Below are 14,401 nucleotides of genomic sequence, written 5' to 3' on the forward strand. Positions count from 1 at the left end.
GAGGCTTTCAAGATGCCGTTACGGACCCTTGAGACCTGGCCCCACGGCGCAATCATGCTGGACGCAGAGCACACGCAATTCGCGTTGTGGGCGCCAGATGCGTTTTACGTCAGTGTCGAACTGGAACATGGACAGTCCTTGCCGTTGCTGCCCCAGGCCGACGGCTGGTTCGTGAGCAACATCCGATGCGCGGCAGGCACGCGTTACCGCTACAGCATCGACGGCGAACTGGAAGTGCCCGACCCGGCTTCCCGTGCTCAGGACGGCGATATCGACCGGCACAGCGTGGTGGTCGATCCGCTCGCCTATGCCTGGCAACACAGTGCCTGGTCGGGACGGCCGTGGAACGAAGCGGTGATTTACGAACTGCATGTCGGTGCGCTCGGCGGCTTCAGTGCCGTCGAGCAGCATCTGGCGCGCCTGGTCGAACTGGGCGTCACCGCGATCGAACTGATGCCCGTCGCGCAGTTTCCCGGTGAGCGCAATTGGGGCTATGACGGTGTCCTGCCCTACGCGCCCCAGGCTTCATACGGGTCACCCGAGCAGCTCAAACACTTGATCGACACCGCCCACGGTCATGGCCTGGCGGTGATTCTCGACGTGGTCTACAACCACTTCGGTCCGCACGGCAATTACCTGCATCGTTATGCCAAGGGCTTCTTTCGCGAAGACAAACAGACGCCGTGGGGCGCGGCCATCGACTTCCGCCGCCGCGAAGTACGGGACTTCTTCATCGAAAACGCCTTGATGTGGCTGCTCGAATACCGTTTCGACGGTTTGCGCCTGGACGCGGTGCACGCCATCGAAGACCCGGATTTCCTCCAGGAACTGGCGCAACGGGTGCGCCAGCAGACGGGACCGGCGCGACATGTGTGGCTGATGGTGGAGAACGAACACAACCAGGCCGGCCTGCTCGAACAGGGTTACGACGCGCAGTGGAACGATGACGGCCACAATGCCCTGCATGTGTTACTGACCGGCGAAACCGAGGCCTATTACGCCGACTACGCGCACAACCCCACCGAACAACTGGCGCGCTGCCTGAGCCAGGGTTTCGTGTTCCAGGGTCATGTCAATCGCCATGGCGTGACCCGCGGTGAGCCCAGCGGGCATTTGCCACCCGGCGCCTTCATCCTGTTCCTGCAGAACCATGACCAGATCGGCAACCGCGCTTTCGGCGAGCGCCTGCATCAACTCGCCCACCCGCAAGCGCTGCGGGCCGCCACGGTGTTGCTGCTGTTGTCGCCGATGATTCCGCTGCTGTTCATGGGCGACGAGTTCGCCGTCGAGCAACCCTTCCTCTATTTCACCAGCCATCACGGTGAGTTGGCAAAGTTGGTACGGGACGGCCGACGAAACGAGTTCGCGGCCTTCAGCGTGTTTGCCGACCCACTCCTGCGCGAGCACATTCCTGACCCGAACGATCCGCAGACATTTGCAGCGTCCCGCCCCGTCCTGCCTTCGAACGGCCATACTGAGATGCACGACCTGTATCGCCGGCTGTTGCAGATCCGTCATCGACTCCTCATTCCCCGCTTGCCGGGCACCCAGGCACTGGGAGCTGACGAGCTGGGAGAAGGCGCGGTCAGTGCCGCCTGGCGCCTGGGCGATGGCAGCGAGCTGCGCATTGACCTGAACCTCAGCGACAAGCCGGTAGTCCACACCTCACAGACCGGTGCTGCGCGGGTGCTCGAATACCCGCCACAGAGCGCCGATCTACTGGAACAGGGCACCCTTGCCCCGTATTGCGCGCTTGTCAGCCTCACCGCCGCAGCCCCTTTGGTAGTTCGTATGGAGAGCGTCCATGAGTGATGCGCAACTGGAAATTCTGGCCAGCCGTGCCGGCCTCGCGGTCGACTGGATCGACGCCAACGGCCGCCCGCAAAAAGTCGCACCCTCCGTTTTGCGCAATGTGCTGACCGGACTTGGCCACCCGGCAGGCAGCGCCCAGGAAATCGACGCCAGCCTGCTGGAATTGCAAGCGGCGCAACAGACCCATCACTTGCCGCCATTGATCACCGCCGATGTTGGAGTTGGCCTGGATCTGGCGCGTTTCTTTGCACCTGAAACCCCTTGCGAAATCCACCTCGAAGACGGTTCGCGGCTCAACCTCAAGCTGGACGCCAACGCAAAACTGCCGGGGCTGGTACCGGTCGGCTATCAACAGGTCAGCATCGACGGGCAAACCTTCACCCTGGCGGTGGCCCCACTCCGTTGTTACAGCGTCGCCGATGCCGTGGATAACCCGATCCCGCGTGCCTGGGGCCTGAGCGTGCAATTGTATGGCTTGCGTCGCCCCGGCGATGGCGGGTTTGGGGATACCCAGGCGCTGGAGGACCTTGCGCGAGTGGCCGGTGAACGTGGCGCCGAGGCGCTGGCGATCAGCCCCTTGCATGCGATGTTTTCCAATGACACCCAACGCTACAGTCCGTACTCGCCGTCCAGCCGTCTGTTTCTCAACAGCCTTTACTGCGCCCCCGGCACCATTCTCGGCGAGCGCGCCCTGCGCACCGCCATCGATGCCACCGGGCTCGCCATTGAACTCAAGGCGCTGGAAGAGCGTCCGCTGATTGACTGGCCGGCCGCCGCCGAAGCCAAACATCGGCTGTTGCAGTCGCTGTACGAAGGTTTCGTCCAGGGTGAACATCCCTTGCACGAAGACTTCAGCAGTTTTCGTCACGCTGCCGGCGAAGCGCTGGAAAACCACTGTCGCTTCGAAGCCATCCAGGAGGCACGCGCCGCCCGCGGTGAAGGCCTCGATTGGCGACAGTGGCCCGAACCCTGGCGTAATCCGCGCAGCGCCGAACTCGCAGCTTTTGCCGAAGAGAATGCCGGACGCATCGGCTTCTTCGCCTTCTGCCAATGGCTGATCACCCGCTGCCTGGAACGCGCGCAAACCGCCGCCCGCGCCAGCGGCATGAGCATCGGCCTGATCGCCGACCTGGCCGTTGGCGCCGATGGCGGCGGCAGCCAGGCCTGGAGCCGGCAGGACGAACTACTCGCGTCCCTCACCGTCGGCGCACCACCAGACATACTCAACCGCACGGGCCAGGGCTGGGGAATTTCCGCGTTCTCCCCTGAAGGGCTGGTGCGCAATGGTTTCCGGGCGTTCATCGAAATGCTGCGGGCCAATTTCGCCCATTGTGGTGGCTTGCGTATCGATCACGTCATGGGACTGCAGCGGCTGTGGGTGATCCCCAACGGCTCGCCGCCTGCCGACGGCGCCTACCTGTATTACCCGGTGGACGATCTGTTGCGTTTGCTGACCCTGGAATCCCATCGGCACCAGGCCATCGTCCTCGGCGAAGACCTCGGCACCGTGCCGGACGGCCTGCGGGAAAAACTCATCGGCCGTTCGATGCTCGGCATGCGGGTGCTGCTGTTCGAGCAGGACAACACGCACTTCAAGCCGATCCTCGACTGGCCGGACAACGCCCTGGCGACCACCAGTACCCATGACCTGCCGACCCTCAACGGCTGGTGGCATGGCCGCGACATCGACTGGAACGCCCGGCTCGGCATGGTCGACGCCAGCGGTGAGATCGAATGGCGCCAGCATCGCGAGCGTGAGCGCGAGGGCCTGCGCCGGGCGTTGAGCCAGGACCCGCAGAACTTCCGTGAAGAATCCCACGAAACCGACCAGGTGCTCGACGCCAGCGTGCGATTTCTCGGCCATACCCGGGCCCCCTTGGTGCTGTTGCCGCTGGAAGATGCCCTTGGCGTGGAACAACAGGCCAACCTGCCCGGCACCATCGACACCCACCCGAACTGGTCGCGGCGCTTGCCCGGCTACAGCGAAGCCCTGCTCGATGGACCGGATGCCGCGCGGCGCCTGGAACTGCTCGCCTGTGCGCGACTGCAGGCGGCCGAGCGTGACCGATGACCCGACAGCCTACCCGCCCGCTGCGCGCCACGCTGCGCCTGCAATTTCATAAAGGCTTCACGCTGGAAGACGCGGTGCCGCTGGTGCCGTATTTCGCGCGCCTGGGCATCAGCCATGTCTACGCCTCCCCGCTGCTGCGTGCCCGGGCCGGATCGATGCATGGCTATGACGTGGTGGACCCGACCAGGGTCAACCCGGAACTGGGTGGCGAAGTGGCGCTGCGCAGCCTGGTCAACGCCTTGCACGAGCAGGACATGGGGTTGATCCTCGACATTGTCTCCAACCACATGGCGGTCGGCGGCGCTGACAATCCCTGGTGGCTGGATCTGTTGGAGTGGGGACGCCTGAGTCCCTACGGCGAGTTTTTCGACATCCAGTGGCACTCTCCCGATCCGTTGATGGAAGGCCAGTTGCTCCTGCCGTTCCTGGGCAGCGATTACGGCGTGGCGTTGCAGGACGGCACCCTGCCCTTGCGCTTCGATGCCTGGCACGGCAGCTTCCATGTCGAGCACTACGAACATCGCTTTCCCATTTGCCCCCGCGATTACGGCGAACTGCTCAAGACCGATGCAGCGCTCGATACGGAGCAGGCCGAACAACTGAAAAACCTGGCCGATCGCTTCAGCACCCTGAGCTACCAGACCGACGCCCACAGCCTGGCCATACCGCTGAAGGCGGAACTGCGCGATCTGGTCAGCGATCCGCTTATTGCTCAAGCCATTGAGCAACACCTGAAGCACTACGACTCACTGACCGACGAAGGCTTCCAGCGCCTGCACAACCTGCTGGAGCGCCAGAGCTATCGCCTCGCCAGCTGGCGCACGGCCGCCGATGACATCAACTGGCGGCGCTTCTTTGATATCAATGAACTCGGCGGACTGCGCGTCGAGCGCCCCGCGGTGTTCGAAGCCACCCACGCGAAGATCTTCCAACTGGTGGCCGAGGGGCTGATCGACGGGTTGCGCATCGACCACATCGACGGCCTCGCTGACCCGCGAGGCTACTGCCGAAAGCTGCGGCGCCGGGTCGACAGTCTGTGCGCGGGCCGCCATCTGCCCATCTATGTCGAAAAAATCCTCGGTGAAGGCGAGACCCTGCATCGCGACTGGTCGGTGGATGGCACTACCGGCTACGAGTTCATGAACCAGTTGTCACTGCTGCAACACGACCCACGGGGCGAGCAGACACTGGCCGATCTCTGGCAGCGCCACAGTGAGCGGCCCGCTGACTTCTCCCAGGAAGCACAGCTGGCCCGCCAGCAAATTCTCAATGGCTCCCTGGCCGGGGATTTCGAAAGCGTCGCCCAGGCCTTGCTGCAAGTGGCCCGGGACAACCTCATGACCCGTGACCTGACCCTCGGTGCGATTCGCCGGGCCTTGCAGGCGCTGATCGTGCATTTCCCGGTGTACCGCACCTACATCGGCCCCCTTGGCCGGACAGGCCAGGACGAGGTGTTTTTCCAGCAGGCCATGGACGGCGCCCGCCTAACCCTGGGCGAGGCAGACTGGCCGGTACTCGATTGCCTGGCCGGCTGGCTCGGTGGCGAGCCCTGGCGGCGACGCCCGGTCGGTCGTCAGCGCAAACGCCTCAAGCACGCCTGCGTGCGTTTCCAGCAACTGACCTCGCCAGCCGCGGCGAAAGCGGTGGAAGACACCGCGTTCTATCGTTCGGCCGTCCTGCTCTCGCGCAATGACGTGGGGTTCAGCACCGAGCAGTTCAGTGCGCCGGTTGCCGACTTTCATCGGGCCTGCATCGAACGCCTTGAAACCTTCCCGGACAATCTGCTGGCCAGCGCCACCCACGACCACAAGCGTGGCGAAGACTCACGCGCGCGGCTGGCGGTACTGAGTGAGCGCAGCGGCTGGTACAGCGAGCAGATCGGCCTGTGGCGCGCCCTCGCCCGCCCCTTGCGCCACGACGATCAAGTGCCGTCGGCGGGCGATGAGTTGATTCTGTATCAGGCGATCCTCGGCAGTTGGCCACTGGGTTTGGCTATCGATAATCCACCGGCGCTCGAGGACTACGCCAAACGCCTCTGGCAATGGCAGCGCAAGGCCCTTCGCGAAGCCAAGCTGCAAAGCAGCTGGAGCGCGCCCAATGACGCTTACGAGCAAGCGACCGAGGACTTTATCCAGCGCCTGTTGCTCAGCCCCGAAGGTGAGCTGCTGCGTGCGGCCCTCGCCAGGGCGGCCCGGTCGATTGCCGCCCCCGGTGCCCTTAACGGTTTGGCGCAAACCTTGCTGCGCATGACGGTGCCCGGCGTGCCGGATTTGTATCAGGGCAACGATTTCTGGGACTTCAGCCTGGTCGACCCGGACAACCGTCGCCCCGTGGATTACGCCAGCCGCCAGCAGGCACTGCAGCACAGGGTAGACCTGCCGGACCTGTTATCGAACTGGCAGGACGGGCGCATCAAGCAAGCCCTGGTTGCGCGCACCCTGGGCCTGCGCGCCGAACATGCCGAGCTGTTTCGGCGTGGCACTTACCAGACCCTGGAAGTGCTGGGCAGCGAGGCCCATCGAGTGCTGGGTTTTGTCCGCGAACGGGAGGGAGAACGCGCCATCGTGATTGTGCCGATACGCTGTGCCGAACTGCTGGAAAACAGTGCCGTACCCCAGGTCCACGCGCCGCTGTGGGGCGATACCCGGGTCAAACTACCGTTCACCGTTGCGGACGAACATCTGAAGGGACTTTTCACCGGCCTCACAGTCACACAACACAGAGAGCTGCTGATCAGCGCCGCGCTGGGGGATTTCCCGGTCAATCTCATTATTCAAACTAACCACACTTGAGTTCAGTTCAGGAGCATTGCGATGAGTATCGACGATAAACGCATCCGCGAATTCGCCTATCAGATCTGGGAATCCGAAGGAAAACCCGAAGGTCAGGAAGCCCGCCACTGGGAGATGGCGTGCAAACTGGCGGAAGCCGAAGCCCTGGCACCAAAGAAACCTGCCAAGGCAGCGGCGAGCAAAACCCCGGTCAGCAAAACGGCCAATGGCAAGGCCGGTGAAAGCAAAGTCGCTGCGCCCAAAACAAAAGCCAAGCCTGCAGCGGCCTCGAAAGTGATTCCGCCCGGCGAAAAGGCCGTCGAGAAAAAGCCTCGAGCACCACGAAAACCGCCCGCGGTTTGAATATGTCTGAGGCCCCTTCGCGGGCAAGCCAGCTCCCACAGGGACCTGTGCGTTGCCACAGATTGCAGCCACACCACCAAACACTGTGGGAGCGGGCTTGCTCGCGAAGAGGCCATCACTTCCAGCATTGATGTTGCCTGACACACCGCCTTCGCGAGCAAGCCCGCTCCCACAGGTTGCAATGCTGATCAGCGAGTATTTGTAGCCAGGAGCACTTATGACCAGCCCAAAGAAAGCCCCCGCGCCAGCCCCCCGCGCTGAAGCCACGCGAATCCGTGAAGGCCTGCCCTTCCCGCTGGGTGCCACCTGGGACGGACTGGGAGTCAACTTCGCCCTGTTTTCCGCCCACGCCACCCGGGTTGAACTGTGCCTGTTCGACGACAGCGGCGAGGTTGAGCTCGAACGCATCGAACTGCCCGAATACACCGACGAGATCTTCCACGGCTACCTGCCCGACGCTCATCCCGGGCTGATTTACGGTTATCGCGTCTACGGTCCGTACGACCCGGCCAACGGTCATCGCTTCAACCCGAACAAACTGCTGATCGATCCCTACGCCAAACAACTGGTCGGCAAGTTGAAATGGTCCGAAGCGCTGTTCGGCTACACCATCGGCCACCCCGACGCCGACCTCAGCTTCGATGAACGTGACAGCGCGCCCTTCGTGCCCAAGTGCAAGGTCATCGACCCGGCGCACACCTGGGGCCACGACCACCGCGTCAGCGTACCGTGGGACAAGACGATCATTTATGAAACCCATGTGCGCGGCTTCAGCATGCGTCACCCTTCGGTCCCGGAAAACCTGCGCGGAACCTTTGCCGGGCTGATGGTCGATGACGTGTTGGAGCACATCCGCAAGCTCGGCGTGTCAACCGTGGAGTTGCTGCCGATCCACGCGTTCGTCAACGACCAGCATTTGCTGCACAAGGGCATGACCAATTACTGGGGCTACAACAGCATCGCGTTCTTCGCGCCCGACCCGCGTTACCTGGCCAGTGGCAAGATTGCCGAGTTCAAGGAAATGGTCGCGCACCTGCATGAAGCGAATCTGGAAGTGATCCTCGACGTGGTCTACAACCACACCGCCGAAGGCAACGAGCAAGGCCCGACCCTGTCCATGCGCGGCATCGACAACGCGTCCTACTACCGTCTGATGCCCGATGACAAGCGCTTCTATATCAACGATTCCGGCACCGGCAACACCCTGGACCTGAGTCACCCGTGCGTACTGCAGATGGTCACCGACTCCCTGCGCTACTGGGCTTCGGAAATGCACGTGGACGGGTTCCGCTTCGACCTGGCGACCATACTCGGGCGCTACCACGACGGTTTCGATGAGCGCCACAGTTTCCTCGTCGCCTGCCGCCAGGACCCAGTGCTGCGCCAGGTCAAGCTGATTTCCGAACCCTGGGACTGTGGCCCTGGCGGTTATCAGGTCGGCAATTTTCCACCAGGCTGGGTCGAGTGGAACGACAAATTCCGCGACACCGTGCGCGCGTTCTGGAAGGGCGACGACGGTCAACTGGCGGACTTCGCCAGCCGCCTGACCGCTTCGGGGGATATGTTCAATGAACGGGGTCGCCGCCCCTACTCATCGCTGAACTTCGTCACCGCCCATGACGGTTTCACCCTCAACGACCTGGTGTCGTACAACGACAAGCACAACGAGGCCAACGACGAAAACAATCAGGACGGCAGCAACAACAACCTGTCCTGGAACCACGGCGTCGAAGGCCCCACCGATGATCCCGAGATCAACGCGCTGCGCCATCGGCAGATGCGCAATTTCTTCGCCACCCTGCTGCTGGCCCAAGGCACCCCGATGCTGGTGGCCGGCGACGAGTTCGCCCGCACCCAGGAGGGCAACAACAATGCGTATTGCCAGGACAGCGAGATCGGCTGGGTCAACTGGGACCTCAGCGAAGACGGCAAGGCCCTGCTCAAGTTCGTCAAACGCCTGATCAAGTTGCGCCTGACCTACCCGATCCTGCGCCGCGGGCGTTTTCTGGTGGGCAACTACAACGAGGACATCGGCGTCAAGGACGTGACCTGGCTGGCGCCGGACGGCACGGAAATGACCACCAAACATTGGCACGATGCGCACAATCGCTGCCTGGGCATGCTGCTCGATGGCCGCGCCCAGGAAACCGGTATTCGCCGCAAAGGCGCCGACGCGACGCTGATGCTGGTGGTCAACGCGCATCACGACATCGTCAATTTTCGCCTGCCGGAAGTGCCTGACGGCGGTTTCTGGACGTGCATGATCGACACCAACCAGCCGTCGATCCGTGGCCAGGAGCGCTTCGAGTTCGGCCACGAGTACTCGGTTACCGGCCGCTCGTTGCTGCTGTTCGAGTTGCAGCATGAGGAAGAGGAGTGACGACGAAGTCCAGGCATTGAGCGCGCGACTGCCGCAGAGCGGAAAAATCATTTTGGCCGGGTTCGCGACGCGACGAATAGCGTTGCATGAGCAATACTCGATTCGCGGCCATCCAGGGTTGGGGTTGCCGCACCCCGCTATCCACCAGCCCTCACGGGTCGGCCGGGCTTGTCTCGCGCACGACTGAAGGCGAAGCAGCACAAGGACGTATACCCATGAAATCCGTTTCCCTCAGCGAAGCCAGCCTGCCCTCCCAGATCTGGAACAGCGCCCCGCAACTGGACAGCATTGCGGTCATCAACACCCAATCCCTGGTGCCAGCCGGTGCACGCGCAGTGCTCATTGCCCCGCACCCCGGCGATGAAGTCGTGACCTGCGGCGGCCTGCTGCAATTGCTCAGCAACCTGGGCCACCCGCTGCAATTGATCTCGATCACCGACGGCAGCGCCAGCCACCCCGGCTCTCGGCAGTGGTCGGAAAAACGCCTCAGCGTATTTCGTCCCCAGGAAAGCGTGGAAGCCATCCGCCGACTCGGGTTGCCGATGCACAGCCTGAAGTGGATCCGTGGCGGTTTTACCGACAACGCCCTGGTGGAGCACGAAGAACGGATCGTCCAATTCATCAGGCGCTACCTGCGCCCGGGTGATGTGGTGTTCAGCACCTGGTGCGAAGACGGCATTGTCGACCACGACACCGTCGGCCGCGCCAGTGCCAGGGCGGCGGCCAGTGTTGGCGCCACCTACAACGACGTGCCGTTCCGGGCCTGGCACTGGCCGGCGCGGGACCGGGAGCTGATCCCCTGGCATCGTGCGCGCAAGGTGCGCCTCGATGCCTGGACCGTCGCCCGCAAGAGCCACGCCACCCACGCCTACGCCAGCCAACTCGACGGTGAACCCGCCATCGGCCTTGCGCCGTTGCTACCGCGCACGCTGCTGGAGCGCATTCGTTTGCCTTATGAAATCGTCTTCGTCTAAGCCCATTGCGCTTTCTGTAGGAGCGAGCTTGCTCGCGATGGAGGTCAACGATGATGCGGGGAGCCTGACACCCCGCGGTGCTCTCAGGTTTATCGCGAGCAAGCTCGCTCCTACAGGGGGCATTGGCCGCCGAGGTTACGCCGCAGAGTGTCAGATCTGGCGCGTCGGCGTTAAAGGCAAACTGAACTGCCCGTCCATGCATCAGTCGCATGCATAGGCAGCCCCCAATCACAGGAGCGAACGTGGCCAGTCATTCCAAGCGGCAAACAGCTGAATCGGTGCCGTTGAGTACTCCCCCGGACATCCACCGACTGCGCGTGCTGACGGTCAACACCCACAAGGGATTTACCGCGCTCAACCGGCGCTTCATCCTCCCCGAGCTGCGTGAAGCCGTGCGCAGTACGTCGGCGGACCTGGTGTTTCTGCAGGAAGTGGTCGGCGAGCACGACCGCCACTCCTCCCGCTACAACGATTGGCCACAGACCTCGCAGTATGAATTCCTTGCCGACAGCATGTGGAGCGACTTCGCCTATGGGCGCAATGCCGTCTATCCCGACGGTCACCATGGCAATGCCCTGCTGTCGAAATACCCGATCCGCGAATACCGCAACCTGGATGTCTCCATTACCGGCCCGGAACGCCGCGGCTTGCTGCACTGCGTGCTGGACGTGCCGGGGCACAGCGAAGTGCATGCCATCTGCGTGCACCTCAGCCTGCTGGAAAGCCATCGTCAGCTGCAATTGCAACTGCTCTGCCAGCTCCTAGAGTCTTTGCCGGATGATGCGCCGGTGATCATTGCCGGCGACTTCAACGACTGGCAGATGCAAGGCAATGCCGCCCTTGCCCGCCGCGACTACCTGCACGAAGCCTTCGAGCGCCACCATGGCCGCCCCGCCAAAACCTACCCGGCGCGGTTCCCCTTGTTGCGCCTGGATCGCATCTACCTGCGCAATGCCAGCAGCCATGAGCCGCAGATACTCGGCAACAAGCCGTGGACGCACCTTTCCGACCATTTGCCGTTGGCGGTGGAAGTGCATCTTTGAATCGCCAGAACTGTTAGTTCTTACAGTATCGCGCTCCCTGTTTGACAGGCATGCTGGATTCCGGGCATTGGGCAGGCAGCGAAGTACTGCGATGACTTACCGGGCGCTTCATCACAGGGGCACGCCAACATTGACGGTCACGGACGCGCGTGGCTTGGCCGTACGCGAAGTAGCGTATTGCCGACTGCAGGTTGAGCAGCCCCTTGACGCACGGATAACCCGTCAAGAATTCGACCCTGCCGCACGGCTGGTGGCGCAGTGGGATCCGCGCCTTCGGGGCAACGCTCCTGCACCCAACCTCGCGACGATCTTCAGCCTTTCAGACCAGACGCTATTGAGTGACAGTGTCGATGCCGGTTGGCAGTTGAGTCTACCGAATGACGCTCAATCCATTCTGTTCCGTTGGGACAGTCGTGGCACTTGGCATCAATCAGAATTCGATCGGCTTCAACGACCGGTTGCCATCCGTGAAGGGTTGGCCGGTGAGCCACCTCGAGTCATCGAGCGAATCACCTACGGTATGGCCAGCCATGAATGGGCGGCACATAACCAATGCGGTCGACAGGTACGCCACGATGATGGTGCCGGCAGTCAGCATTTGAACGAATATGCCGTTCACGGCGAAATACGGGTGGAAACCAGGCAGTTTCTCGGCAGCTTTGATACGCCGGACTGGCCGCTCGACATTCAACTGCGCGACGCATTGCTGGAAGTTGGCGAGGTTTTTGTTTCCACTCGGCGTTACACCGCCGCCGGCGATCCACAATGCCTGAACGATGCCAAAGGCAATCAGCGGAAATTTACTTATTCAGTAGCCGGCCAGCTCAAGGAAACCCGGTTGCAGCTAGCAGGTACCGGACAAGAACCTCGCCTATTGGTCGGCAACATTCATTACAACGCCGCCGGACAGATAGACAGTGAAACGGCTGGCAATGGTGTACTTACACGAGTTTTGTATGCCGCCGACGATGGCCGTCCGATGCAACGGGTGAGCGCCGTACCCGGCAGCCCTCCACTCCAGGACCTGCACTACCGCTACGATCCGGTCGGCAACATCCTTCATCTGGAAGACAAGGCACAGCCCGTGGTTTTTTTCAAAAACCAGCGGGTCGAGCCGATCAACCGTTATCGTTACGACAGTCTTTACCAACTGGTCGAAGCCAGTGGCAGACAAGTGATGCCCGCCACATACGGTCCCGCGCTTCCGGCATTGTTGCCCACTCCGCTGGATCCGAATCAACTGACCCATTACACACAAACCTTCAACTACGATGCCGCCGGCAACCTGATCACTCGCCACCACTCAGGCGCACCGACCTTCAGCATGAAAACCTCTCGCACCAGCAACCGCAGCCTTGCGCTGCAAGAGGACGGAGAGCGATTCGAAGAGGAGGATATCGTCAATGGGTTCGACCTCTGCGGCAATCAACGACAACTGCAACGTGGCCAGCACATCCAGTGGGACGGTCGTCAGCAGTTGAGTGAGGTCACCATGGTCAAGCGCGAAGACGGGCCTGATGACCATGAGCGCTACATTTATGGCCCTCGCGGCCAACGCCTGCGTAAGGCGCGCATCACCTACACAGGCCGTCGCACCTTACTTGCCGACACACGCTATTTGCCGGGGCTGGAAATTCACCTCGACGCCACGCGCGGTGAAGAACGACATGTAATTACCGCTGATGCGGGGCATAGCCAGATCCGGATGATGCATTGGGTAGAACATCCGCCAAAGGACGTTATGAATGATCAACTGAGATTCAGCCTCTGTGACTTGCTCGGCTCCTGCACATTGGAGCTGGATGAAAATGCGAGCCTGTTGAACCAGGAAGGTTTTTACCCGTTTGGTGGAACAGCATGGTGGGCTGGCAGCAGTGCATTGGAGGCGAAATACAAGGTACGTCGTTATTCAGGCAGGGAACGGGATGCCACCGGGCTTTATTACTATGGCCATCGATACTACGCACCGTGGTTGCAACGGTGGATGAGTCCGGATCCGGCGGGGAAAGTGGATGGGTTGAATCGATACTTGATGGTGAGAAACAATCCGGTCAACTTTTTTGATACTGATGGGCTTGGGCGTACATCAGTCGAGCCTCGAGGTGCCGAAGTCGGCGGAACTGCTCATCATTTCGAGCACAAGGTTTCGTACTTTGATCCGGATCTACAGGCACGTCTTGAATCAGGCGATGAACATTCAGATAAACGATTTGACTTCGTAACAAATACCTTCAAACACAAGACAGTCATAGGAGCCGCAATAAGATCCTCCTATAAAGAAGACAGCTTTAACAACCTCTACGAAGCACATCAATGGCAACTCTATATAAATTTTAGAGACAAGCGCGAAACGAGCTATTTCGCCAGCGATGTTGTTAAATATCAATATAAGAAAATATCTAATGACCAAGGCTTTTTTGGACACCTCCCATCATTGATAACAAGAAAATATGTAATAAACGAAACTACTCTCGAATGGGCTGAAAAATTCACAAACACGCGCGGTGAATTGCCACTGAGTTTTTTGAAAGAGACACCAAACGGCAAATCCACTCAACGAATCCTTGATGAATTCGGACTAATCGCGACTCGAGTTGAAAGGGGTATCCGTCCTCACCAAGATGATCTTTTAATACATGTAATGCCTGCCTCTCCTACTTCAACAGAGGTCACACGCCATTTGGATTTTACCGACGGCAAAATGGATACCAGCGGTACTCTCAGTGCAGCCGAATACAGAAATGATCCCTATCCTGAATTCCTGTTTTCCAAACCGGATCGCAAAAAACCAGAAAGCTCTTCAGATGCAATGCTTTTCTGAACATATGTAAAACACATTTAAAAAATCCAAAGCCACAATCAGAAGAAACACCAGAAATAATCAATAATTTTACCCCACCTGTTATTTCTGACAGTAGCCATCCTGGATCCGTGCCTGCTACGTTGTTTCCGCCCTGACGGAAATCCGCAGGGGCTTGCGACACATA

General features: G+C 60.8%; 8 protein-coding genes. All 8 read left to right on the forward strand.

Annotation, left to right across the window (positions count from 1 at the left end; all coding sequences use genetic code 11):
• The first annotated feature begins 12 nt into the window (after nucleotides 1-12).
• Nucleotides 13-1,812 (forward strand): malto-oligosyltrehalose trehalohydrolase, encoded by a 1,800-nt coding sequence (gene treZ / locus ACEN83_RS16320; protein ID WP_495577721.1) that lies wholly within the window; start codon nucleotides 13-15, stop codon nucleotides 1,810-1,812.
• On the forward strand, nucleotides 1,805-3,883 hold the full coding sequence (malQ, locus tag ACEN83_RS16325; RefSeq protein WP_495577722.1) for a 4-alpha-glucanotransferase: 2,079 nt from the start codon (nucleotides 1,805-1,807) through the stop codon (nucleotides 3,881-3,883). Before treZ ends, malQ begins: the two co-directional genes overlap by 8 nt.
• Nucleotides 3,880-6,675, forward strand: a complete 2,796-nt coding sequence (locus tag ACEN83_RS16330) for a malto-oligosyltrehalose synthase (protein ID WP_495577723.1) — start codon at nucleotides 3,880-3,882, stop codon at nucleotides 6,673-6,675. The genes malQ and ACEN83_RS16330 overlap by 4 nt, the downstream gene beginning before the upstream one ends.
• Nucleotides 6,676-6,696: 21 nt before the next feature.
• Nucleotides 6,697-7,017: a DUF2934 domain-containing protein gene (locus ACEN83_RS16335; protein WP_495577724.1), complete on the forward strand. Its 321-nt coding sequence runs from the start codon at nucleotides 6,697-6,699 to the stop codon at nucleotides 7,015-7,017.
• A 217-nt stretch (nucleotides 7,018-7,234) separates the two neighbouring features.
• On the forward strand, nucleotides 7,235-9,397 hold the full coding sequence (glgX, locus tag ACEN83_RS16340) for a glycogen debranching protein GlgX (RefSeq protein ID WP_495577725.1): 2,163 nt from the start codon (nucleotides 7,235-7,237) through the stop codon (nucleotides 9,395-9,397).
• Nucleotides 9,398-9,612: 215 nt separating this feature from the next.
• A complete protein-coding gene (locus tag ACEN83_RS16345; protein ID WP_495577726.1) occupies nucleotides 9,613-10,371 on the forward strand; it encodes a PIG-L deacetylase family protein in 759 nt (252 codons plus the stop codon).
• A gap of 242 nt (nucleotides 10,372-10,613) precedes the next feature.
• Nucleotides 10,614-11,414 carry an endonuclease/exonuclease/phosphatase family protein gene (locus tag ACEN83_RS16350; RefSeq protein WP_218485118.1) on the forward strand — a complete coding sequence of 267 codons (801 nt, stop codon included), beginning with the start codon at nucleotides 10,614-10,616 and terminating at the stop codon, nucleotides 11,412-11,414.
• Between the two features lie 154 nt (nucleotides 11,415-11,568).
• Nucleotides 11,569-14,235 (forward strand): RHS repeat domain-containing protein, encoded by a 2,667-nt coding sequence (locus ACEN83_RS16355; protein WP_495577727.1) that lies wholly within the window; start codon nucleotides 11,569-11,571, stop codon nucleotides 14,233-14,235.
• Nucleotides 14,236-14,401 lie beyond the last annotated feature (166 nt).

The sequence above is a fragment of the Pseudomonas sp. Pseusp49 genome, from assembly GCF_059491875.1.

What these genes read in the sequence shown, in the direction of transcription:
- treZ (WP_495577721.1), top strand. Translation starts at nt 13, where the DNA reads ATGCCGTTACGGACCCTTGAGACCTGGCCCCACGGCGCAATCATGCTG.
- malQ (WP_495577722.1), top strand. Translation starts at nt 1,805, where the DNA reads ATGAGTGATGCGCAACTGGAAATTCTGGCCAGCCGTGCCGGCCTCGCG.
- ACEN83_RS16330 (WP_495577723.1), top strand. Translation starts at nt 3,880, where the DNA reads ATGACCCGACAGCCTACCCGCCCGCTGCGCGCCACGCTGCGCCTGCAA.
- ACEN83_RS16335 (WP_495577724.1), top strand. Translation starts at nt 6,697, where the DNA reads ATGAGTATCGACGATAAACGCATCCGCGAATTCGCCTATCAGATCTGG.
- glgX (WP_495577725.1), top strand. Translation starts at nt 7,235, where the DNA reads ATGACCAGCCCAAAGAAAGCCCCCGCGCCAGCCCCCCGCGCTGAAGCC.
- ACEN83_RS16345 (WP_495577726.1), top strand. Translation starts at nt 9,613, where the DNA reads ATGAAATCCGTTTCCCTCAGCGAAGCCAGCCTGCCCTCCCAGATCTGG.